The organism is Streptomyces sp. NRRL F-5135, from assembly GCF_000719775.1.
GTDB classification, from domain to species: domain Bacteria; phylum Actinomycetota; class Actinomycetes; order Streptomycetales; family Streptomycetaceae; genus Streptomyces; species Streptomyces hebeiensis.
The window spans coordinates 70,093-93,547 of sequence record NZ_JOHR01000012.1 but is presented as its reverse complement, the minus strand read 5'-3'; the positions used below and the strand labels follow the sequence as shown (position 1 = coordinate 93,547).

General features: G+C 74.0%; 16 protein-coding genes and 2 pseudogenes. 11 read left to right on the top strand and 7 right to left on the bottom strand.

What is annotated here, in order from left to right; translation table 11 throughout:
* Nucleotides 1–93: 93 nt before the first annotated feature.
* The 4 genes from IG02_RS0121440 (at nt 94) to IG02_RS0121425 (ending at nt 3,859) form a co-directional block, all read left to right on the top strand.
* Nucleotides 94–1,173 (top strand): FecCD family ABC transporter permease, encoded by a 1,080-nt coding sequence (locus IG02_RS0121440; protein WP_078854675.1) that lies wholly within the window; start codon nt 94–96, stop codon nt 1,171–1,173.
* Between the two features lie 134 nt (nt 1,174–1,307).
* The gene (locus IG02_RS0121435) at nt 1,308–2,525 is read left to right on the top strand and encodes a FecCD family ABC transporter permease (protein ID WP_078854708.1); all 1,218 of its coding nucleotides are present in this window, start codon (nt 1,308–1,310) and stop codon (nt 2,523–2,525) included.
* On the top strand, nt 2,522–3,373 hold the full coding sequence (locus IG02_RS0121430) for an ABC transporter ATP-binding protein (protein ID WP_030750459.1): 852 nt from the start codon (nt 2,522–2,524) through the stop codon (nt 3,371–3,373). Before IG02_RS0121435 ends, IG02_RS0121430 begins: the two co-directional genes overlap by 4 nt.
* Before the next feature lie 111 nt (nt 3,374–3,484).
* Entirely contained in the window at nt 3,485–3,859 is a 375-nt protein-coding gene (locus IG02_RS0121425; protein ID WP_030750457.1) for a peptidase inhibitor family I36 protein, read from the top strand.
* Between the two features lie 194 nt (nt 3,860–4,053).
* On the opposite strand, the gene IG02_RS0121420 is transcribed toward IG02_RS0121425, so the two are convergent.
* Nucleotides 4,054–5,235: a hypothetical protein gene (locus IG02_RS0121420; protein ID WP_234314850.1), complete on the bottom strand. Its 1,182-nt coding sequence runs from the start codon at nt 5,233–5,235 to the stop codon at nt 4,054–4,056.
* 279 nt (nt 5,236–5,514) lie between these two features.
* Between IG02_RS0121420 and IG02_RS0121415 the strand changes: the two genes are divergently transcribed.
* Nucleotides 5,515–8,319: a helicase C-terminal domain-containing protein gene (locus tag IG02_RS0121415; protein WP_051765512.1), complete on the top strand. Its 2,805-nt coding sequence runs from the start codon at nt 5,515–5,517 to the stop codon at nt 8,317–8,319.
* A 117-nt stretch (nt 8,320–8,436) separates the two neighbouring features.
* Here IG02_RS0121415 and IG02_RS39625 read toward each other — a convergent pair whose 3' ends face one another.
* A complete protein-coding gene (locus IG02_RS39625) occupies nt 8,437–8,955 on the bottom strand; it encodes a VanZ family protein (RefSeq protein WP_234314849.1) in 519 nt (172 codons plus the stop codon).
* Nucleotides 8,956–9,330: 375 nt separating this feature from the next.
* On the opposite strand from IG02_RS39625, the pseudogene IG02_RS0121405 reads away from it, so the two are divergent.
* Nucleotides 9,331–10,968 (top strand): annotated as a pseudogene (locus tag IG02_RS0121405) (DNA repair helicase XPB); the annotation flags it as partial.
* 160 nt (nt 10,969–11,128) lie between these two features.
* Here IG02_RS0121405 and IG02_RS0121400 read toward each other — a convergent pair.
* A complete protein-coding gene (locus tag IG02_RS0121400) occupies nt 11,129–12,364 on the bottom strand; it encodes a glycosyltransferase 87 family protein (protein ID WP_420707778.1) in 1,236 nt (411 codons plus the stop codon).
* 39 nt (nt 12,365–12,403) lie between these two features.
* Nucleotides 12,404–12,601 carry a hypothetical protein gene (locus IG02_RS0121395; RefSeq protein WP_030750444.1) on the bottom strand — a complete coding sequence of 66 codons (198 nt, stop codon included), beginning with the start codon at nt 12,599–12,601 and terminating at the stop codon, nt 12,404–12,406.
* A 374-nt stretch (nt 12,602–12,975) separates the two neighbouring features.
* On the opposite strand from IG02_RS0121395, the gene IG02_RS0121390 reads away from it, so the two are divergent.
* The gene (locus IG02_RS0121390) at nt 12,976–15,297 is read left to right on the top strand and encodes a HelD family protein (protein WP_420707777.1); all 2,322 of its coding nucleotides are present in this window, start codon (nt 12,976–12,978) and stop codon (nt 15,295–15,297) included.
* Between the two features lie 280 nt (nt 15,298–15,577).
* Here IG02_RS0121390 and IG02_RS0121385 read toward each other — a convergent pair whose 3' ends face one another.
* Nucleotides 15,578–16,342: a copper homeostasis protein CutC gene (locus IG02_RS0121385; RefSeq protein WP_030750437.1), complete on the bottom strand. Its 765-nt coding sequence runs from the start codon at nt 16,340–16,342 to the stop codon at nt 15,578–15,580.
* A gap of 319 nt (nt 16,343–16,661) precedes the next feature.
* Here IG02_RS0121385 and IG02_RS36750 point away from each other — a divergent pair.
* From IG02_RS36750 to IG02_RS0121370, 3 genes and pseudogenes are all read left to right on the top strand, one after another.
* A pseudogene (locus IG02_RS36750) lies at nt 16,662–18,899 on the top strand (heavy metal translocating P-type ATPase); the annotation flags it as partial.
* Between the two features lie 162 nt (nt 18,900–19,061).
* Complete coding sequence (locus IG02_RS0121375; RefSeq protein ID WP_030750434.1) at nt 19,062–19,781, top strand: hypothetical protein; 720 nt, start codon at nt 19,062–19,064, stop codon at nt 19,779–19,781.
* A 389-nt stretch (nt 19,782–20,170) separates the two neighbouring features.
* Nucleotides 20,171–21,457, top strand: coding sequence for a Cmx/CmrA family chloramphenicol efflux MFS transporter (locus tag IG02_RS0121370; RefSeq protein ID WP_051765510.1), 1,287 nt, complete (start codon nt 20,171–20,173; stop codon nt 21,455–21,457).
* A gap of 106 nt (nt 21,458–21,563) precedes the next feature.
* Here IG02_RS0121370 and IG02_RS0121365 read toward each other — a convergent pair whose 3' ends face one another.
* Together IG02_RS0121365 and IG02_RS0121360 are read right to left on the bottom strand one after the other, a co-directional pair.
* Nucleotides 21,564–21,833 (bottom strand): DUF4031 domain-containing protein, encoded by a 270-nt coding sequence (locus tag IG02_RS0121365; protein ID WP_030750428.1) that lies wholly within the window; start codon nt 21,831–21,833, stop codon nt 21,564–21,566.
* A complete protein-coding gene (locus IG02_RS0121360) occupies nt 21,830–22,279 on the bottom strand; it encodes a hypothetical protein (protein WP_051765454.1) in 450 nt (149 codons plus the stop codon). The genes IG02_RS0121365 and IG02_RS0121360 overlap by 4 nt, the downstream gene beginning before the upstream one ends.
* A gap of 56 nt (nt 22,280–22,335) precedes the next feature.
* On the opposite strand from IG02_RS0121360, the gene IG02_RS0121355 reads away from it, so the two are divergent.
* Complete coding sequence (locus tag IG02_RS0121355) at nt 22,336–23,259, top strand: MurR/RpiR family transcriptional regulator (protein WP_030750423.1); 924 nt, start codon at nt 22,336–22,338, stop codon at nt 23,257–23,259.
* Nucleotides 23,260–23,455 lie beyond the last annotated feature (196 nt).

Genomic DNA, 23,455 nt, shown 5'->3' with positions numbered 1-23,455 from the left:
GACTTAGCCAAGCCTTACCGTGCCTCACCCGAGCCCCACCGTGCCTGGCCGAGCGTTACCGGGCCCTTCGCCGGCCGTACGAGATTGGTCCCGATGCCAGCCCACGCCCCGACGCCCGCCCCCATGGCCTCCGACCGGGCCGCCCCGAACCCGAACGCGACGAAGGGGCCGCGCGGCGCCCTGGTCGCGCGCCGTGTCGCCTGGACGGTCGGTGGTGTCGTGGCCGTCCTGCTCGCGGTCCTGCTGAGTCTCGCCGTCGGAGCGCGCGCCGTCGCCCCCTCCGCCGTTCTGGACGCCCTGCTGCACGGCGCGCGCGGCGACGACGCCGAGGTCATCCGGGAACTGCGCCTGCCGCGCACGCTGATCGGGCTGATGGTCGGCGCGGCGCTGGCCCTCGCGGGCACGGCGCTGCAGGGCATCACCCGCAACCCCATCGCGGACCCCGGCATCCTGGGCATCAGCCAGGGCGCGTCGGTGGGCGTCGTGCTGGCCATCGCGTTCGCCGGGGTGCACACGCTCACGGGCTACGTCTGGTACGCGTTCGCCGGCGCGGGGATCGCGTCGGTGGCGGTGTACGCGATCGCCTCGCGCGGACGCGGCGGCGCCACGCCCGTCACGCTCGCGCTGGGCGGCGCCGCGATCAACGCGCTGCTGGTCTCGGTGACGACGGCCGTGCTGACGACGGACGCGGCGACGATGGACGAGTACCGGTTCTGGCAGGTCGGGTCGCTCGCGGGCCGGAACGCCGAAGTGGCCGGTCAGGTCTGGCCGTTCCTGCTGGTGGGAACGGTGCTGGTGGTGTCCGTGGCACGGGGTCTGGACGCGCTGGCGCTCGGCGAGGACATGGCGAGGGGGCTGGGCCAGAACGTCGCGGCCGTACGGATCCTGGGCGGCCTCGGGGCGACCGTGCTGACGGGTGTGGGCGTCGCGGCGGCCGGCCCGATCGCCTTCGTCGGCCTGGCCGTCCCGCACCTGGCACGGGCGCTCGTCGGCAGCGACCACCGCTGGCTGCTGCCGATGGCGGCGCTGATCGGGCCGGTCATGCTGCTCGTGTCGGACGTGGTGGGCCGGATCGTGTTCCCGCCGGGCGAGGTGCCGGCCGGGGTGATGACGGCGCTGATCGGGGTGCCGTTCCTGGTGACGCTCGTACGCAGGAAGGCGGTACCGGCGTGACGGGGGACGGCATGACGGGGGACGGGGTGACGCGCGACGGCGCGATACGCGATGGTGCGGTACGGGACGGCGTGACGCAGGACGGCGCGACGCGGAACGGCTCGACGCGGAGCGGCGCAGCGCAGGACGGCTCGATGCGCGACGGCGCCGGTGCGCGCCTGCGCCCCGCCGGTTACGGGCGGCTACGGCTCGGCCGGGCCACCTTCCTGCTGCACCGTCGGGCCGCCGTGGTGGCGGGCGCGTTCGCACTGCTGCTGGCGGCGGTGTGCGTCGCGTACCTGAGCGTGGGCGAGAGCTTCGTGGCACCGGCCGAGGTGCTCAAGGTGCTGACCGGGCGGCCGTCGCCGGACGAACTGGTCGTCGGCACGCTCCGGTTGCCGCGCATGGTGGTGGGGCTGCTGGTCGGCCTCGCCTTCGGTGTGGCGGGCGCGCTGATCCAGACCGTCGCCCGTAACCCGCTGGCCAGCCCGGACGTCATCGGCATCAGCCAGGGCGCGGGCGCGCTGACGGTGGGGGCGATGACGTTCGGGGTCACCTCCTACGCGGTCCTGCCGTACGTGTCCGTGGCGGGCGGCCTCCTGGCGGCGGCCCTGGTGTACGCGTTCGCCTGGCGCGGCGGCCTGCACGCGACGCGCTTCGTGCTGATCGGCATCGGCTTCGCGATCGCGCTGCGTTCCCTCATCACCCTGTTCCTGACCAAGGGCGACTACCTGGTCGCGCAGCAGGCGCAGGTCTGGATGACCGGCTCCCTCAACGGCCGCGGCTGGGACGAGGCGGGCCCGCTGGGACTCGTCCTGCTCGTTCTGCTGCCCTTGGTGCTGTGGGCGGCGTACGCGCAGCGCACGGTCTCGATGGACGACGACACGGCGACCGGGCTGGGCGTACGGCTCGGGCGCGTACGGCTCGGTCTGGTGCTGGCCGGTGTGGTCCTGGCGTCGGTGGCGACCGGGGCGGCGGGCCCGGTGGACTTCGTGGCACTGCTGGCGCCGCAGATCGCGCGGCGCGTGACCCGTACGGCACAGATCCCGCTGCTGTGCTCGGCGCTGCTGGGTGCGGTGATCGTGGTGCTGGGGGACCTGTTGGCGCGCAAGCTGCTCGCACCGACGGAGCTGCCGGTGGGAGTGCTGACGGCGGCGGTGGGGGCGCCGTATCTGATCTGGCTGATCGTGCGCGGCCGTACCGGGCGCCCCGGCGACGCGGGCACGGGCTCGGCCAAGGGCAGGGGCAGGGGCAGGGGCAAGGGCAGGAGCGACGGCGTCGGTACGAGCGCGGGCGCCGGCGCGGGCTCGGGACCGGTGGCGGCGACGGGCGCGGGTGTGGGCGCGGGCGCGGGCGTGGGAGGCAAGGGATGAGCAGGCTCAGGGCCCAGGGGCTGACCCTGGCGTACGAGGACCGTACGGTCGTGTCCGACCTGGACCTGGCGGTCCCGGACGGGCGGGTCACGGTGATAGTCGGCCCGAACGCGTGCGGGAAGTCGACGACGCTGCGCGCGCTGGGCCGGCTGCTGCGGCCCAGGAGCGGGTCCGTGCTACTGGACGGTACGGAGCTGGCGAAGATCCCGACGAAGCGGATCGCGCGGTCGATCGGCCTGCTGCCGCAGTCGCCGGTGGCCCCCGAGGCGATCACGGTCGCCGACCTGGTCTCGCGGGGCCGGCAGCCGCACCAGCGGTGGTGGCAGCAGTGGTCGGAGGAGGACGAGCGCGCCGTCAGGGACGCCATGGCCCGTACGGACGTCACCGCTCTCGCCGACCGGTCGGTGGACGAGCTGTCGGGCGGTCAGCGCCAGCGCGTGTGGATCGCGATGGCGCTGGCGCAGGAGACGGACCTGCTGCTCCTGGACGAGCCGACGACCTTCCTGGACATCGCGCACCAGGTGGAGGTCCTGGACCTGGTCCGCCGGCTCAACCACGAGCAGGGCCGTACGGTCGTGATCGTCCTGCACGACCTGAACCAGGCGGCGCGCTACGCGGATCACCTGGTGGCGATGAAGGCGGGCCGTGTGGTGGCGGAAGGGCCTCCGGCGGACGTGGTGACGGCGGAGCTGGTACGGGAGGTCTTCGGCCTGGAGTCGATCGTGGTCCCGGATCCGGTGACGGGGTCGCCGCTGGTGGTACCGGGGGCGCCGTACGGTCCCCGGCGGGCGGCCGAGGACGAAGACGCAGAAGACGCTGAAGACGCCGAAGACCCGATACGCACATAAGCCTATATGGAGTGCTTCGGGCGCCCCTGTTTCGCGCCCTGCCAGGCCATGGCCGTGCGGGGTGATGCTGACGACGGAAGGATCGAGCACCTAGGACCAAGGGGAACGTCCATGCGCAAGATCGGTACCCTCGTCGCCACCGCCGGAGCAGCGGTCCTGCTCGCCGGCCTGACCACGTCGCCCGCGCCCGCCACGCCCGCCGCCCCCGCCTACGGCAACTGCGCGGACAAGTACTTCTGCATCTACAGCGACTGGAACGGGGGCGGCACCCGATGCCAGTGGTCCCAGGAGAAGCTGGCGAACACCGCCGACAACTGCTCGTTCATCCAACGGGGCCAGAACGTCCGCTCGGTGTGGAACAAGACGGGACACCGGGTGCAGTACTACACGCAGACCAACTATAAGAACCGCGTGGGCTCCACGCCGAACGGCTCCGGCGGCAACCTCCAGGGCAACTACCAGATCCGCTCGTTCAAGCCGGACTAGCCTGCGGGCCACGGGGGCCACGGGCCGCGGTGGGGCCACGGGCCGACGGGGGTGACGGCGGCCCCGCCGCCCCGCGCGGCCGAAGGAATCTCTCGCGTCACAGAGCGCGTTCCTCGGCAGCCGGGACGCGAGAGAGCCAGAGGCGCGGGAGACAGAGGCGTGGGAGACAGAGGCGTGGGAGAGACAGGCCCCGGCTACCCCGTCGCCCTTTTCCCTTTCCTCGCACGCCAGACCAGGTACAGCGCCGACGTCACCGCCGCCGTGCGGACCACGACCGGCCAGAGGTCCGACCAGGCGTCGGCCATCCCGCCGTTCGGGATCGCGTCTCCCCAACGGCCTTCCAGCCGGCCCCAGAACCAGACCAGGCCGCCGACCGCCGAAACGCCCGGGAGGCCGAAGACGGCCCACTTGGCTTCGGCCTGGGAGAGGGTGCGGGAGGCATAGGCGAGGACCCAGCCGAAGGCCAGCGCCAGCAAGGAGCCCTGGACCGCGCCCACGCACAGGAGCGCCGCCGCCAGCAGGAGCAGGGCGTTGAACGTGGTCCTCGGCCTGCCACCGGCGTCCTTGCGGCGCAGGCCGCCGAGGAGAGCGCCCAGGCCGAAGCGCCGGCCGGAGGACCCCTTGGTTGCCTCGGCCGTCTCGGTCGTCTCGGCCGACGGGGCCGCCTCCGCCGCCGCCTTGGCCTTCGCCGGCTCGTCCTCGGCGTCCTTCGGCTTCTCCGGCGGTGGTTTCAGTATCTCCGGGATCTCGACCCCGCCCACGAATCCCCCGCGCGCCCCCGCGTCCGGGGAGAGCACCGCGCCCATCGGCCCCGGTTCGATGCGCCACCAGTCGGGCTGGCCGCCCGCGGACGGGCCCAGTTCGTCCATCCCCGCCAGGTGGGGCGGCGTGGTGGCTGAGCCCGTGCCGACGCCGGCGCCCGCGCCTCCCGCCGGCGCGGCCGACGGTCCCGGCGGCTCGGGCGTCCCGGGCCGCGCGGGCCGACCCGGCCGCTCCGGCCCCTTCAGCTTCTTCGTCCACTGCGTCAGCTGGGCCCGCTGCGTCCTCTGCGTCCTCTGCGTCGGTACCGTCGCCGGTTCGGACCGCTCGGACCGCTGGGACCGCTCGGACTCGGCCCGTCCCGGATCCGAGGACGCCGCGCCCACCACCTCCTCCGGCTCCCCCAGCCGCCCCAGGATCCGCCGCACCGCCGCCGGACTGTCACCGCCCGACGTGCCCCGCTGCCGGTCGATCTCGTTCCGCAGCGACGACACCAGGCGCATCCGCTCCGCCGCCGGCAGCTGACGCTGTTGCGCCACGTCCCCGACCCGGCTCAGGTAGTCGTAGACGAGCTGGTCGCTCTCGATCCCCACGCAGTCCTCCGCAGTCCTCCGCACGCTCACGCTCTCCGCAACCGGTACTCGCACGCGATGCTGTCGGAGTCGTCCGCGCACGTCCACCCCGTACGACGACCCCGTACGTCCACCCCGTACGAGGATCCCGTACATCGACCGCGTACGTCGGCCCCGCGCGTCCACCCCGGCACGTCCACCGCTCACCGCCACTCACGTCCGGCGCTCACATCCACCCGTACCGACGGTACGGTTCGGCCGCGCCGCGCACCCCGAAGCCGAGGAGCACCGGCGCGGCGGCACTCACGAGCTAACGTGGAACGGATGCGGACCCGCCCATCCCAGCAGGAGGCGCACGTGCCAGAAGCAACCGGCGGTACGCCACCGCGCACGCTCGCGGAGGCCCTGCGTGCCCAGGGCGACGAATCACTCGCCGCCCTGCTGCGCGCCCGGCCCGATCTGCTGAACCCCGTACCGGGCGACCTCTCACAGCTCGCCACCCGCGCCGCGACCCGCGCGTCCGTCGTCCGGGCCCTGGAGCGGCTCGACCGGTTCACGCTCCAGACGGCGGAGGCGCTGGCCGTGGCACCCGAGCCCGCGCCGTACGGGACGCTGCGCGCGCTCCTGACCGGCGACGACGGCAACGAGCAGGTCGAGGCCGCACTGCCGGCCGCCGTACGGACCCTCCGCGAGCGGGCGCTCCTCTGGGGCGGTGACGACCGGCTCCGGCTGGTCCGTACCGCGCGCGAGCTGCTCGCCCCGTCCGCCACCCACCCCTCGCCGACCGGCCTCGGCCCGACCGTCGCCGAGGCCACCTCGGGCATGTCACCCGGCCGCCTCCAGGAGATCCTGGCCGCCGCGGGCCTGCCGTCCACCCATGACCCGGTCTCCGCCGTCGCCGCGCTGACCGCGCTGTTCACGGACCGTACGCGCATGGCGGCCCTGCTCGACACCGCGCCCACGGAGGCGCTGGCGGTGCTCGACCGGCTGGTGTGGGGGCCGCCGTACGGGGAGGTCACGGCCAACCCGGCGCCGCCGGTGCGGTGGCTGCGCGACCGGGGGCTGCTGCTGCCGGCGACCGCCCGTACCGTCGTCCTCCCCCGCGAGGCCGCGCTGCATCTGCGCGCCGGGCGTGCCCACCGTACGCCGGAGCCCGTGGCGTCCGCCGTACGCCCCCGGGGCGCGGGCGGCGCGGGCTCCGACGTACGGCCGTATTCTCCACAGGTCGTGGACAGCGCGGCGGCCGGTCAGGCGTACACCGCCCTCGCCACCATCGAGGAGCTGGCCAAGGACTGGAACGAGGGCGGCCCGGGCGTCCTGCGCGCCGGCGGCCTGTCCGTACGCGACCTCAAGCGCACCGCCACCGCCCTGGAGGTCAACGAGCCCGTGGCCGCGTTCTGGGTCGAACTCGCCTTCGCGGCCGGCCTGGTGGCCTCGGACGGCGAGGCGGACGAACGGTACGCGCCCACCCCCGCCTACGACGCCTGGCTCGAACTGCCCGCCGCCGAGCGGTGGGCGTGCCTGGCCACCGCCTGGCTGACGGCCACCCGCACGTCCGGCCTCGTCGGCAGCCAGGACTCCAAGGGCCGTACGCTCTCGGCGCTCGGCCCCGACCTGGACCGGAGTCAGGCGCCCGAGGTACGGCGGCGGGTCCTCGACCTGCTCGTCACGCTCCCGGAGGGGACCGCGCCCGACCCCGAGTCGCTGCTGGCGCGGCTGCGCTGGGAGCGCCCGCTGCGCGGCGCGTCGGCCGCCGGGCGGTCGGACGACCTCCGGGCACGGATCGCGTCCTGGACGCTGAACGAGGCCGAGATGCTGGGCCTCACGGGGCGGGGCGCACTCGCGACGCACACCCGCGCGCTGCTGGGGGCGGGCGCGGCGGGGGCCGGGAGCGCCGAGACCCCACCGGGTAGCTCCGCCACCGGGACCACTGACGCCACCAACGCCACCGACTCCGCGACCGCCACCTCCACCGTCCCCGCGGCCACCGCCGCCGCGGCCGCCGCGTCCGCCGAAGCCGGGACTTCGGCCGTGGAACTCTCCGCCGCCGCACGGCGCGCCGCCCGCGCCCTCGCGCCGTACCTCCCCGACCCCCTCGACCACGTCCTGCTCCAGGCCGACCTCACGGCCGTCGCCCCCGGCCCGCTGCTCCGGCCGCTCGCCGAACTGCTCTCGGTCGCGGCCGAGGTCGAGTCGAAGGGCGGCGCGACGGTCTACCGGTTCACCCCCGCCTCCGTACGGCGCGCGCTCGACGCCGGGCAGTCCGCCTCCGACCTGCACGATTTCCTCAAGGCGCACAGCCGTACGCCCGTCCCGCAGCCACTCGCGTACCTCATCGACGACGTGGCCCGCAAGCACGGGCACCTGCGGGTCGGTGCCGCGTCGGCGTACGTACGGTGCGACGACGAGGCCGTACTCGACGAGATCCTGGCCGACAAGCGCTCCCAGGGCCTGCGGCTGCGCCGCCTCGCCCCGACCGTCCTGGCCGCGCAGGCCGATCCGGCGGCGTTGCTGGACGGGCTGCGGACGATGGGGTTCGCGCCGGCCGCCGAATCGGCCGAGGGCGATGTGATGATCACGCGGGCGCATGCCTACCGCACGCCGCCGCGGAGCGCGCCCGCGCCGGTCCCCGACGGACCGCCGGTGCCGGACGCGACGCTGCTGGGGGCGGCGGTCAGGGCGATCCGGGCGGGGGACAGGGCGGCGACGGTGATCCGCAAACCGACGGCGGGCGAGGCCGTCCCCGCGCCGGCCACCGCTTCCCCGGCTACGGGGCGGGGGCAGGGACGGGCAGGGGACGGCGTGCGCCTGCCCGAGCCGGGCCCGGGCGACGTCACAGGAACGGGCGCGGGCACGGGCGCGGGCACCGGCGCGGGCACGCACGGCGGCCGCCTGCCCCGCACCAACTCCGCCGAGACCCTCGCGACGGTCCAGGCCGCGGCGCTGACCGGCTCGGCGGTGTGGATCGGCTACGTGAACGCCGACGGGGCGGCGAGCCAGCGCGTCATCGCGCCGGTACGGGTGGAGGGCGGCTTCGTCACGGCGTACGACCACACGGCGGACGAGATCCGTACGTATCCGCTGCACCGGATCACGGGCGTCGCGGAACTGGCAGACGACCCGGCGTAGGCGCTGTCCGGGGCGGAGACGGCGCCGTCCGGTGCCACGCCGACCGGGAGCCGAGCCGCCGCGGCACCGCCCGGAGCCACGCGGCGCCGCCCGCCGCGCCCACGCGGCCCATTTCACCTACCTCGCACGCTTCACCCGAGTCGCGCGCTTCGGCTCCTTCGGCTTCTTCGGTTCCTTCGACTCGGCCCTCGAACGCGCGCCCCGCTCCCCCAGCGCGTGGAACCGCCGCCCGATCCGCCGCCCCAGCAGCAGGTACGCCAGCAGCGCCCCGCTCGTGTTGAGGATCACGTCGTCCACGTCGAAGGCACGCCCCTCGACCAACGCTCCCTGCGCCATCTCGACCAGCACCATCACCAGCAACGTCAGCAGCACCACCCGCACCATCCGCAGCCGACGAGGCACCAGCACCGGCAGGATCAGTCCGAACGGCGCTCCCATCAGCAGGTTGCCGCCGATCTGCTTGCACGCGGCGAGGAAGGTGTAGTCCTCCGCGTACTGCCGCAGCGAATGCCCCGGCCGGAGATTGGAGCCCGCCAGCTCCGAGGAGGCGGGCGACGGGGTCAGCGTCAACTCGGCCAGCACCGCCGCGAAGGCCACTAATCCGGCGAAGGCGACCACCGTGATGAGGATGCGCAACGCCGTTCTGCCGGCCCCGCGCCATGCGACGCCCGAGGCACGAGAAGTGCGTGAGATACGAGAGGTGAGTGAGATACGAGAGCCCGGAGAGTTACGTACCGGACTCCCGCGCCGCGCCGCGGCCCCGGGCCTTTCCGTCTCAGCCGTCATACGAGCCTGGTGCCCCGCCCCCGCCCGTATACGCGGCACCCTCCGGGGCCTCGCCCCCCGTATACGCGACGCGCTCCGGGTGCCCCGCACCCGGCATCCGCACGCGCCGGTCGGCACGCGGCCCGGTCGCCACACCCCGCCCGCACGGCCGTCCCCGAGCCGACACACCCACAACCGCCCGCGATGCGCGACACTGGTCGTTTGGCATACGGAAAGGGCGCGGCCGTGAACGGACCTCTCATCGTCCAAAGCGACAAGACGTTGCTGCTCGAAGTCGACCACGAGCAGGCTGACGCCTGCCGACGCGCCATCGCCCCGTTCGCCGAGCTGGAGCGCGCGCCCGAGCACATCCATACGTACCGGCTCACTCCCCTCGGCCTGTGGAACGCGCGGGCCGCGGGGCACGACGCCGAGCAGGTCGTCGACGCGCTGGTGGAGTACTCCCGCTATCCGGTGCCGCACGCCCTGCTGGTCGATGTCGCCGAGACGATGGCCCGCTACGGGCGGCTCACCCTCCTCAAGCACCCCACCCACGGCCTGGTGCTGACCTCCACCGACCGCCCGGTGCTGGAGGAGATCCTCCGCTCGAAGAAGGTCCAGCCGCTGGTCGGGGCGCGGATCGACCCGGACACCGTCGCCGTGCACCCCTCCGAGCGCGGGCAGATCAAGCAGACGCTGCTCAAGCTGGGCTGGCCCGCCGAGGACCACGCGGGTTACGTGGACGGCGAGGCGCACGCGATCGACCTGGACGAGTCGGGCTGGGGGCTGCGTCCGTACCAGAAGCAGGCCGTGGAGAACTTCTGGCACGGCGGTTCCGGCGTGGTCGTACTGCCCTGTGGCGCGGGGAAGACGCTGGTCGGCGCGGGCGCGATGGCGGAGGCCAAGGCGACGACGCTGATCCTGGTGACCAACACGGTCTCCGCCCGGCAGTGGAAGCACGAACTGGTGCGGCGCACGTCGCTCACCGAGGACGAGATCGGCGAGTACAGCGGTACGAAGAAGGAGATCCGCCCGGTCACGATCGCCACGTACCAGGTGCTGACCACCCGCCGTAAGGGCGTCTACCCGCACCTGGAGCTGTTCGACTCCCGCGACTGGGGCCTGATCGTCTACGACGAGGTACATCTGCTGCCCGCGCCCGTCTTCAAGTTCACCGCCGACCTCCAGGCCCGGCGCCGGCTCGGTCTGACCGCGACGCTCGTCCGGGAGGACGGCCGCGAGTCGGACGTCTTCTCGCTCATCGGCCCGAAGCGCTTCGACGCGCCGTGGAAGGAGATCGAGGCGCAGGGGTACATCGCCCCCGCGGACTGTGTCGAGGTACGGGTCAACCTCACGGACGGGGAGCGCCTGGCGTACGCGACGGCCGAGGCGGAGGAGAAGTACCGCTTCTGCGCGACGACGGAGACCAAGCGGAAGGTCACGGAGACGCTGGTGCGCAAGCACCAGGGGCAGCAGACGCTGGTCATCGGCCAGTACATCGACCAGCTGGACGAGCTCGGCGAACACCTCGACGCCCCCGTCATCAAGGGCGAGACGAGCAACGCGCAGCGCGAGAAGCTCTTCGACGCGTTCCGGCGGGGCGAGATCTCCGTGCTCGTCGTCTCGAAGGTGGCGAACTTCTCGATCGACCTGCCGGAGGCGACGGTGGCGATCCAGGTCTCGGGTACGTTCGGCTCCCGCCAGGAGGAGGCCCAGCGCCTGGGCCGGGTCCTGCGGCCCAAGGCGGACGGGCACGAGGCGCGGTTCTACTCGGTCGTGGCCCGGGACACGATCGACCAGGAGTTCGCGGCGCACCGGCAGCGGTTCCTGGCGGAGCAGGGGTACGCGTACCGGATCCTCGACGCGCACGAGCTGCTGGCGGGAGGCGCGGAGGGCACCGCCGGCACCGACGGTCCGGGTGGCACCGACGGTCCGGACGGCGCGAACGGCCTGGGCGGCACCGACGGCCCGGGCGGCGCGGGCCGCCTGGACGACGAGCTGGAGGGGTGACGGGGCGGCCGGCGGGGGACCACCGCCGCGCCGCTCACCCCCGCGTCCCGCCCCGCCCCGTCGTCCGGCCGGGGGCGGGGGCGCCGCGCGGGGCCGGGAGCGGGGCCACCGGCCGGTGCCCCGCCACGGTGGCCCCCGGGCCGACGCGCCACAGCGCGAAGCCCAGCAGCCCCATGCCGAACAGCGCGTACGGGGACACCAGCGGCTGCTGCCACCACGCGAACCGCAGGTCCAGGTCGCCGGTGTGCGGTACGACCCAGAAGGTGCGCGCCGTCCACACCACGCCCACCGCCGCCGCCGTGCGCCACCACCCCTCCGCGATCAGCACGGCCAGCAACGGTACGCACCACACCCAGTGGTGGGACCAGCTGATCGGGGACACGAGCAGCGCGGTCAGCGCGGTGACCAGGACGCCCCAGGTCTCCAGGCCCGCCCGTACGACGGCCCGGCGGGCGAGCAGCAGCCCGCCGGCTCCGACGAGGGCGGCGGTCACCGTCCACAGCGGGCCCGGGTCCGTGGTGTGCAGGGCGCGGGACAGCATCCCCCGGAGGGACTGGTTGTCGACGATCCACGACTCGCCGATCCGGTTGGTCTCGAAGACGCGGCGGGTCCAGAACTCGACGCTCGCCTCGGGGAGCACGAGCGCTCCCAGCAGCACCGTGCCGGTGAGCGAGGCGAGTCCGACGAGCCCGGACCGTACGCGGCCGGTCAGCAGCAGGTAGACGAGGAAGACGGCCGGGGTCAGCTTGATGCCCGCCGCGACCCCTAGGGCGAAGCCCTTGCCGATCGCGTGTTCCGGCCGCGAGAGGTCCCACAGGACCAGGCAGATGAGGGCGAGGTTGACCTGCCCGAACACCACGGTCTGGAAGACGGGCTCCAGCCAGAGCCCGAGGGCCACGGCGACGAGCGGGGGGACGGGCCCGGCGGGCAGCCCGGCGAACCGCCAGGAGAGCCGTACGAGCAGCGCCAGCAGCGCGGCGTTCCCGGCGACGAAGACCACCTTGAGGGCTCCCACGGGAACCCAGGTGGTCGGTACGAAGAGGATGGCGGCGAAGGGCGGATAGGTGGCGGGCAGATGCCATTCGGTGACCGTGAACCCGTAGAGAGCGGTGCCGTCGACGACGGCCGCGCCCTCGGCCCGGTAGACGAGCGTGTCGGCCATCGGGATGCGCAGGACGACGCACAGGGCGGCGAACACGGCGAGGGAGAGGACGAGGACGCCCACTGCGGTGAGTGAGCGTAAGGACACGGTCCGACAGGTCGCGGTCACGGCCGTGACCCTAGTGGATCGTTCGGCCGGGGGCCGGTCTCAGCGGCGCCGGATACCGGCCTCCTCGCCGTACTCCCCGAGGACGGCGACGCTGAACGCGGTGGTCAGGAAGACCCTGACCGCGCGCAGCGGGCCGCCGGAGCGGCGCGCGGAGTGGCTGGTCGAACCCCCGCCGTCGGCGCCGGACAGGGACGCGTCGGACGAGGCGTGGGCCGAGGTGAAGGTCGCTGAAGTCATGTCTCCAGCATGCTTTCCGGACCTTGCCGACACATCGCCCTGTGGTGTGAACCGGCTGAGAGGCGGCGTACGACTCAAGAGCCACCGGGTCCCCTACGGGGAGGAGCAGTCCTGCGAGGGAGGGGTGGTTCCGGAGGAGGAAGAGGAGGAGGAAAAGGATTCGCCGCCTTGTCACCCGCTGGCTACAATCACCCACCTTGCCCGCCTCCGCCTCGCGTCCGCGTGGTCAAGGAGTGCCGTCGTCCGGACGGAAACCGGACGGCCGACCGTCCTGGCGTGACACACGCCGAGCCACGCCGACCGGTTCCCGTCGCACCGCCCGTCCGGCGGGCTCGCGGACCCGTCGGCCCGCGTACAGCCCGGAGGCGAAAACCGTGCCCGCGCACGCCCCAGATTCCGCGACCACACCCCGTACCCCCGGGACGTGGCCGCCCGAGCAGCAGTCCCGCGAAGAGCCGGAGCCCGCTGTCCCCGTAGGTCCCGTAGGTCCCGTAGGTCCCGCCGATGCCCCCGATACCGGCGGCTCCTCTGATACCGCCGGCCCCTTCGAGATCGCAGGCCCCTCCGGCATCACCGGCACCGCCGACCCCCTTGCCCTCGAACGCGCCCACCTCGCCGCCTCACGCGCCGCGCTGCGCGCCATGCGCGAGGACGTGCAGGCGCTCGACATCAGCGACGTGACGGCGAACTGGGTCAACGCGGCCGTCCTCGAATCGCAGATCGAGGCGCGCGTCAAGGCGCTGGCCGATCTCGCCCACACCCCGCTCTTCTTCGGCCGCCTCGATTACCTGCACGCCATAGGCGCGGAGAAGTCCGGAGCCCCCGGAGCGGGGCGTCCGACGCCGAGCGGAGCGGCCGACACGGCAAGCGTGGCCGATATGGCTGCCACGGCCGACACGGCCGACACAACCGTGTACATCGGGCGGCGGCACGTCCACGACACCGACGGTGATCCGATGGTCATCGACTGGCGCGCCCCGGTCTCGCAGCCGTTCTACCGGGCGTCGAAGAAGGACCCGATGGACGTCGGCCTGCGCCGCCGCTTCGGTTACACGGCCGGTGACCTCACGGCGTACGAGGACGAACGCCTCTCCGAGCCCGGGGAGGCCGCGGGGACGAGCAAGCTGCTCCAGGCGGAGATCGAACGGCCGCGCGTGGGCCCCATGCGGGACATCGTCGCCACCATCCAGCCGGAGCAGGACGAGATCGTACGGGGCGACCTGGGCGGCACGGTGTGCGTCCAGGGTGGGCCCGGGACCGGGAAGACGGCGGTCGGGCTGCACCGGGTGGCGTACCTGCTGTACGCGCACCGCGAGCGGCTGGCCCGTACCGGCACGCTCGTCGTCGGGCCGAACGCCTCGTTCCTGCACTACATCGAGCAGGTCCTGCCCGCGCTGGGCGAGTTGGAGGTGAGGCAGTCGACGGTGGCCGACCTGGTCGCGTCGGTGGAGGTACGGGGCACGGACCCGGCGCCGGCGGCGGTCGTCAAGGGGGACGCGCGGATGGCCGAGGTGCTCGCGCGGGCCGTACGGTCGCACGTCACGCCGCCGGCCGAGCCGGTCGTGGTCGTGCGCGGGTCACGGCGGTGGCGGGTGCCGGCCTACGAACTGACGGAGATCGTCGAGCAGTTGCTCGCCCGGGGCATGCGCTACGGCGCGGCGCGCGAGGCCCTGCCGCAGCGGATCGCGCACGCCGTGCTCGTACGGATGGAGGAGGCGGGCGAGGCGCCCGACGACCGGGTGCAGGACGCGGTGGCGCGCAACCCGGCGGTGAAGGCGGCGGTCAAGGCGATCTGGCCGCCGGTGGATCCTGCGAAGCTGGTGCTGCGGCTGCTGTCCGACGCGGAGTTCCTGGCGGCGCACGCCGAGGGCGTACTGACGGCGGAGGACCAGCGGACGATCCTGTGGGTGAAGCCCCCGCGGAGCGTGCGGTCGGCGAAGTGGTCGGCGGCGGACGCGGTGCTGATCGACGAGGCGGCGGACCTGGTGGCCCGTACGCACTCGTTGGGGCATGTGGTGCTGGACGAGGCGCAGGACCTGTCGCCGATGCAGTACCGGGCGGTGGGCCGGCGCTGTTCGACGGGTTCGGCGACGGTCCTGGGCGACCTGGCGCAGGGGACGACGCCGTGGGCGACGGCCAGTTGGGCGGAGGCGCTGCGCCACCTGGGCAAGCCGGATGCGGCGGTGGAGGAGCTGACGGCGGGTTTCCGCGTGCCGCGCGAGGTCATCGCGTACGCGTCGAGGCTGCTGCCGGTGATCTCGCCGGGGCTGACGGAGGTGGAGTCGGTGCGTGAGTCCCCGGGCTCGCTGTCGGTACGGCGGGTCGATGGCGGCGAGCCGGCGCTGACGGTGGCGGTGGTCGAGGCGTGCGCGGCGGCGCTCACGCGGGAGGGGTCGACCGGCCTGATCGCGGCGGACGCTCGGGTCCCGGCGCTGGCCGAGGCGCTGACGGCGGCGGGCATGCCGTATCTCTCCCCGGGCGAGGAGACGACGGCGGACGCGCGGCTGACGCTGGTGCCGGCGTCGCTGGCGAAGGGCTTGGAGTACGACTACGTGGTACTGGACGAGCCGGCGGCCGTGGTCGCGGGCGAACCGGACGAACGCACGGGCCTGCGCCGCCTGTACGTGGCCCTGACGCGGGCGGTGTCGGGCCTGACGGTGCTGCACACGGCGCCGCTGCCCGAAGCGTTGACGTAACAGCCGGGGGCGTCGGCGGACCGGCCCGGGGTCGTCGGCGGACCGGTTCGGGGCGTTGACGGAGGCGCCGGGGGCCTTGACGGAAGTGCCGGGGCACGGGCGGCGCGCCCCGCTCGTCAAGCCGCCGAGCGGCAGGACGTTTCCGAGGCGGTGGCGTCCGGCGCCCAGGACCAGTCGTCCCGGCGGGCCGTCCGCGCCCGCCGGAAGACGTAGGGCACGCCGGAAGACGCGGCACGCCGTGTGAGCGCTCATCGGCCCTCGGCGGGACGCGGATCACGGCTCACCGGGCGGCCTCGGCCGGCTGCTCGGCGTCGACCGCCGCGCGCCACTCCCGTACCGCGTCCACGGAGACCCGCCCGGCCCATCCGCCGCTCCGGGCCGCGCCGCCGATGTGGAAGGCGGAGAGACCGGCGGCCAGAAGCGTCGGTACGTGGGACAGGCGGAGGCCGCCACCGACCAGCAGGCGCGGTCCGTAGCCCGGTTCGCCGCGCGCCGCCGCGGCCGCCTCCGCCCGGAGCGTCGGGATGCCCTCGGCCACGCCGGCCGGGGAGCCCGCCGTGAGGTAGGTGTCCAGGCCCGGCAGGCCCGCCAGTTGTCCGCGCAGCGCGGCCCGGTCCGCCGCGTGGTCGATCGCCCGGTGGAACGTCCACCGGCAGCCCGCCAGTTCCGCGAGCAGCCGTTCGACCGTCACCAGGTCCGGCAGGCCGTCCGCGTCCAGGAAGCCGAGCACGAATTCCTCCGCCCCCTCGGCCCGCAGCGCCCGCGCCGCCGCCACCAGCGCGTCCACCCCGACCGCGTCACCGCCGCCCGCCGGACGGCGCGCCGCACCCGCGCCGTTCACCGTGAACCCGTCCGACAGCCGCAACATCACCCGCAGCGGAACGTCCACGGCGGCCCGGACCCGTGCGAACGTCTCGCGGGACGGGGTCAGCCCGTCCGCGGCCATGTCGGTGACCAGTTCCAGACGGTCGGCCCCGCCGCGCGCCGCGGCGACGGCGTCCTCCGCGTCGAGAGCGATCACCTCAAGGACTGCGTGCCGGCTCAATGCGACCTCACTACGCGCGTAATCAATTGGACTAGACCTCTAGTTTACGAGCAACCCCTACCCCTCCCGCGCTCCCCGGTACACCTCCACCACCCACCGAACCGGAGCGCCACCCCTTGCGCTTCATACCCCAGGGGGGTATACAGGGATCACCTAATACCCCTAGGGGGTACAGTGGGACGCGAATCGATGACAAGGAGTCGTCAGCCATGAGCCCTACCCGGAGCACCGGCACGGCGTCCGGCACGCCCGTCGGCGCGGCGGACGGCACAAGCGCCGGCCGGACCGCCGAGGTCGAGTTCGCCATCGGCGGCATGACCTGCGCCTCGTGCGCCGCCCGTATCGAGAAGAAGCTCAACCGCATGGACGGGGTCGAGGCCACCGTCAACTACGCCACCGAGAAGGCCAAGGTGCGTCGTCGGCGTCGGCGTCGGCGTCGGCGTCGGCGTCGGCGTCGGCGTCGGCGTCGGCGTCGGCGTCGGCGTCGGCGTCGGCGTCGGCGTCGGCCGAGCCGACCGTACGCGAGGACGCCTCCGGACCGGACGGATCACCGGCGCCCTCGCCCGAGGACATCGCCCTCCGCCAGCGCCTCGTCACCGCGGTCGTGCTCTCCGTCCCGGTCATCGCGATGGCCATGGTCCCCGCCCTCCAGTTCGACAACTGGCAGTGGCTCTCACTGACCCTCGCCGCCCCCGTCGTCACGTACGCGGGCTGGCCCTTCCACCGGGCCGCCTGGACCAATCTGCGCCATGGCGCCGCCACGATGGACACGCTGATCTCCCTCGGCACCTCGGCGGCGTTCCTCTGGTCGCTGTGGGCGCTGTTCTTCGGTACGGCGGGCACGCACGGCATGACGCACCCCTTCGAGCTGACCGTCGCCCGTACCGACGGCGCCGGGAGCATCTACCTCGAAGCCGCCGCGGGCGCCATCACCTTCATCCTGGTCGGCCGCTACAACGAGGCCCGCTCCAAGCGCAAGGCGGGCGCGGCCCTCCGGGCGCTGATGGAGCTGGGCGCGAAGGAGGTCACGGTCCTGCGCGACGGGCGCGAGGAGACCGTGCCCACGTCGCGGCTGCGTGTGGGCGACCACTTCCTCGTACGCCCCGGCGAGAAGATCGCCACCGACGGCACCGTCGTCGAGGGTTCCTCCGCCGTGGACGCCTCCATGCTCACGGGCGAGTCGGTCCCGGTAGAGGTCTCGGCCGGCGACGCCGTCACCGGCGCGACCCTGAACGCCGGCGGCCGGCTCGTCGTGGAGGCCACCCGTATCGGTTCCGACACCCAGCTCGCCCGGATGGCGCGCATGGTGGAGGACGCCCAGAACGGCAAGGCGGCGGTACAGCGGCTGGCCGACCGGATCTCCGGCGTCTTCGTACCCGTCGTGATCGTCCTCGCCCTCGGCACGCTGGCCGGCTGGCTGCTGAGCGGGGCGGGCCTGACCGCCGCGTTCACCGCCGCGGTGGCGGTGCTGATCATCGCCTGCCCGTGCGCCCTCGGCCTGGCCACGCCCACCGCTCTCATGGTCGGTACGGGACGTGGCGCGCAGCTCGGCATCCTCATCAAGGGGCCGGAGGTACTGGAGTCCACCCGCCGGGCCGACACGATCGTGCTCGACAAGACGGGCACCGTCACCACCGGCCGGATGACGCTCCTCGCGACGCACACGGCACGGAGCGACACCGATGGCGGTGTGGACGAGCGGGACGTCCTGCGGCTGGCCGGAGCCCTGGAGAACGCCTCCGAGCACCCCATCGCCCGTGCCGTCGCGGACGGCGCGGCGGAGCGTGCCGGTGCGCTCCCCGCCCCCGAGGACTTCGCCAACGTCCCCGGCCTCGGTGTCCAGGGCGTGGTCGAGGGCCATGCCGTCCTCGTGGGCCGGCCCGCGCTCCTCGCGCGGTGGGAGATCCGGCTGCCCGAGGACCTGGAGCGGGCCCGGGCGGCGGCCGAGGCCGCGGGCCGTACCGCCATCGCGGTCGCCTGGGACGGCGAGGCGCGGGCGGTCCTGGAGGTCGCCGACGCGGTGAAGGAGACCAGCGCGGAGGCCGTGGGCCGGCTGCGGGCGCTCGGTCTGACCCCGGTCCTGCTGACGGGCGACAACAGGGCGGTCGCCGAGACGGTCGCCGCCGAGGTCGGCATCGACCGCGAGCAGGTGATCGCGGAGGTCATGCCGGAGGACAAGGTCGACGTGATCAAGAAGCTCCAGGCGGAGGGGCGTTCCGTCGCCATGGTCGGCGACGGGGTCAACGACGCCGCCGCCCTCGCCCAGGCCGACCTGGGCCTGGCCATGGGCACGGGCACGGACGCGGCCATCGAGGCGGGCGATCTCACTCTCGTACGGGGAGACCTGCGCGTCGCCGCGGACGCCATCCGGCTCGCCCGTCGCACCCTCGGCACGATCAAGGGCAATCTGTTCTGGGCGTTCGGGTACAACGTGGTCGCGCTGCCCGTCGCGGCGGCCGGGCTGCTCAACCCGATGATCGCGGGCGCGGCGATGGCGTTCTCGTCGGTGTTCGTCGTGGGCAACTCGCTGCGGCTACGGAGCTTCAGGGCGTCGTGAGGATCGTGAACGTCGTGAGCCTCGTGTCGTCGGGCCGGGCACGTGAGACGCCGCCCGCCCGGCGACGCGGGGCTCATCGGCCCGGCCCGGGAACGGCCCGGAACGGCCGGGAGCGCGTGAGCCCGGAGCGCACCGCGACGCCGGTCACCTATCGTCGTCCCCATGCCCGACCCCTCCGGCCCCACCCGCACCCCGTCCGCCGCCCCCGGCTCCACCGGGGGCGATCTCCGCGCCCGGTTCGTCGGCACGCTCGACGCCCTCCGTACGGTGTCCGGCGACCGGCCGGACGCCGGGGCCTACGCCGACCGGCTCCTCGCCCGGTGGGCCGAACCCCAGCGGCGCTACCACACCACCGACCACCTCACCGCCGTCCTCGACCACGTCGACACCCTCGCCGGCCACGCCGACGACCCCGGCCTGGTCCGCCTCGCCGCCTGGTTCCACGACGCCGTCTACCGCCCCGACCGCTCCGAGAACGAGGAGCGGTCCGCCCAGCTCGCCGAACGCGCGCTCGCCGAGGCCGGACTGGGCGAGGACGGTACGCGCGAGGTCGCCCGGCTCGTCCGGCTCACCGTCACCCACGCGGCCGAGCCCGGCGACCGCAACGGCGCCGTCCTGTGCGACGCGGACCTCGCGGTCCTCGCCTCGGACCCCGACGCGTACGCGGCGTACGCGGCGGCGGTGCGCGAGGAGTACGGCTTCGTACCGGACGACGCCTTCCGGGCGGGGCGGGCCGCCGTGCTGGAGCAGCTTCTCGCGCTGCCACGGCTCTTCCGTACCCCGTACGGCGCCGAGAAGTGGGAGGCGCCCGCCCGCGCGAACCTGGCGGCGGAGCTCCGGGAACTCACGCGTCCGGCGGGTCCGGGAGATCCGGAGGGCTGACGCCTGCCCGACGAGGACGCGAGCGGCCGTTCGAGGGGCAGCCTCCGACGGGCGGTCTCCGGCCGGGCCGCCCGCGCCCGTCGTCTCACGGACCGAGCCATCCGCCGTCCTCGGGAATCGGCCCTCCGACCAGGACGTTGGCACCTGACATGCCCGACTCCGCCGACCGCACGTCCCCTTCCCCGTCCCCCACCGTCGACGCCGCCGGCGCCGACGGCTCGACGGCCGAACCCACCGCCGCGACCAAGGCCGACGAAGCCGTACACCAAAGCCCCCGCGTCGACGGCACCGAGCGCGCCGCGAACACCGCGGGCGCCGGGAACACGGAGCGCGCCGCGAACACCGCGGGCGCCGCCAACGGCCCCGCCGACGGCCCCGCCCGGGCGCGCATGCCGATCGCCGTCTACATCCTCGGCCTCTCCGTCTTCGCCCTCGGCACCAGCGAATTCATGCTCTCCGGCCTGCTGCCGCCCCTCGCCGAGGACATGGACGTGTCCATCCCCACCGCGGGCCTCCTCATATCCGCCTTCGCGATCGGCATGGTGATCGGCGCACCGCTGCTCGCCATCGCCACACTGCGCCTCCCCCGCCGTACCACCCTCATCGCCCTGATCACCGTCTTCGGCCTCGGCCAGGTGATAGGGGCGCTCGCCCCCTCGTACGGAATCCTCTTCGCGTCCCGGGTGATCAGCGCCTTCGCCTGCGCCGGGTTCTGGGCCGTCGGCGCGTCCGTCGCCATCGCGATGGTCCCGCGGGACGCCCGGGCCCGTGCCATGGCCGTGATGATCGGCGGCCTCTCCATCGCGAACGTGCTGGGCGTCCCGGCCGGCGCGTTCCTCGGCGAGCACCTCGGCTGGCGCTCGGCCTTCTGGGCCGTCGGGGCGGCCTCCGCGATCGCCCTGGTCGGCGTGGTCACCCTCATCCCGCGCATCCCGCTGCCCGCCGAGAAGCCCCGGCTCGCCCGGGAGCTGACCATCTACCGCGACCGCCAGGTCTGGCTCGCCATCGCCGTGACCGCGCTGGCCGCGGGCGGGGTCTTCTGCGCCTTCTCCTACCTCGCCCCGCTGCTGACGGACGTGGCCGGGCTGGACGGCGGCTGGGTGCCCACGGTGCTCGCGCTCTTCGGGATCGGCGCGCTGGTCGGTACGGCGATCGGCGGCCGGTACGCCGACGCGCACCTGTTCGGCGTTCTGATCAGCGGTGTCAGCGCGTCGACCGTCCTGCTGGGCGTGCTGGCGCTGGCCGCCGGCAGCCCGGTCGTCGTGGTGGCCGTGGCCTTCCTCCTGGGCGTCTCGGCGTTCTACACGGCACCGGCCCTCAACGCCCGCATGTTCAACATCGCCGCCGCGGCCCCCACCCTCGCCGGCGCCACGGCCACCGCCTCCTTCAACCTCGGCAACACCAGCGGCCCCTGGCTGGGCGGCGTGGTCATCGACGCGGACTTCGGCTTCGCCTCGACGGCCTGGGCGGGCGCGGCCATGACGGCGGTGGCCATCGTCCTGGCGGCGCTGTCGCTGCGTCTGCACCGCACGGCCGCCCGCAGCCGGGTGGTGGCGGGCTCGGCCGGTACGGGTACGGGTACGGGTACGGGTACGGCGGGAACGCTCAACGCGTCCTCGTCCTCACACTCGCTCAGCACATGCTCGGCGTCCGCCGCACAGGCCGACCGCGCCTGAGCGTCCGGCCTGACGGCTCGACCTGGTGGGACCGCACACGTGGCGCCGTCCCGCCAGGCCGTCAAACCGTCGAGCCCGCCGGGACGCCGTGTCCCGTCGGGTCTCCTCAAGCCGCGGGCCGTCCCTTCGGGCGTCGTAGCCCCGCCTCCGTCAGCCGTCGGACCAGTTCCTTCGAGCCGACCCGCACCGCACCCGCCCGTACCGCGTCCGCGTAACGGTGCGACGGTACGTCGTAGTGGTCCCGTTCGAACGCGCGCGGCGGGCAGCCGATCGACGCGGCGAAGGCGTGCAGCTCACCGAACGAGACATCGCTGACCAGGTGCGACCACATCAGGCCGTGGCCGGGCCAGGTCGGCGGGTCGATGTAGAGCGTCACGACCCGCCCGTCCCGCCCGGTTCGCCCGGTCCAGCGGCCGCCCGCAGCGTCCCCACCGCCGCGACCACGACCCCGGCCTTGCCGCAGACCCAGTGCGGGTCGGGCCCCAGCTCCGGTTCGACGTCCAGGGCGTGCGGATCACCTTCGGCGCAGACCGGGCAGACCGGCCAGCGCCCGTACCGTTCCAGCAGCGCGTCCTGGACGTCCTGCGCGACCAGCCCGGACACATAGGCCACGCCCTCGGGCCACTGCTCCACCCACCAACGCCGGTGCGCCACCGACTCCTCCACCAGGGACACGATGTCCGGGCGGGCGACGTCCCCCGCCTCCAGGTCGGCCAGGACAAGGGCGCGGGCGGCGTGCAGCGCCTGTTCCAGCGGGGCCACGGGACGCGACGGGTCCGGGCCGGAGCCGGGGCCGGAATCTTCGGGGTTGTCGGAGTGCATACATCAATTGTCCACAGGGGTTGACCGGTCCCGAATCCCGGAAATAACTTTCACGCATGACTCAATCAGTGAAGGAAATTTTCAGCGGCGGGGACGCTCCCCCGGCCCCCGCCGCCCTCGCCGCCAAGGTGCGCACGCTCGCACCGACGATGACCCGCTCCATGCAACTCGTCGCCGAGGCCGTGGCCGGTGACCCCGCCGGGTGCGCGGCGCTCACGGTCACCGGCCTCGCCGAGCTGACGGGCACCAGCGAGGCCACCGTCGTCCGCACGGCCCGGCTCCTGGGCTATCCCGGCTACCGCGACCTGCGCCTCGCCCTCGCCGGGCTGGCCGCCCAGCAGGAGTCCGGGCGCGCTCCGGCCGTCACGGCGGACATAGCGGTCGACGACCCCATCGCCGACGTGGTGGCGAAGCTGGCGTACGACGAACAGCAGACGCTCGCCGACACCGCGGCCGGGCTCGACACCGTCCAGCTCGGAGCCGTGGTCAGCGCGGCGACGGCCGCCCGCCGGATCGACATCTACGGTGTCGGAGCGTCCTCCCTCGTCGGCCTGGACCTCGCCCAGAAGCTCCTGCGCATCGGCCTCATCGCGCACGCCCACACCGACCCGCACCTCGCCGTCACCAATGCCGTGCAGCTGCGCCCGGGCGACGTGGCGATAGCGATCACGCACTCGGGCTCGACCGGCGACGCGATCGAGCCGCTCAGGGTCGCCTTCGACCGGGGCGCGACGACGGTCGCGATCACGGGCCGGCCGGACGCACCCGTGTCGCAGTACGCGGACCATGTGCTGACCACGTCGACCGCCCGCGAGAGCGAGCTGCGCCCGGCCGCGATGTCCAGCCGCACGAGTCAGCTCCTCGTCGTGGACTGCCTGTTCATAGGCGTGGCGCAGCGTACGTACGAGACGGCCGCGCCCGCGCTCTCCGCGTCGTACGAGGCGCTCGCGCACCGCCACAGTCCACGCAACACCCGCTGATCCGACGACGCCCGGGCCGAAAGGACCGCCCGGAACGAAGCAACCCACCGGAACGAAGCAACCGCCCGGCGCACGACAACCGCCCGGCGCGGAAGAACCGTCCGAGTGCCCGGCGCTGAGCCCGCCCGCGCCGCCCGTCACACCGGCGCCGCACCGTCGAGCCCAGTCACCCCCGGCCGGCCCTCGTACGCACCAG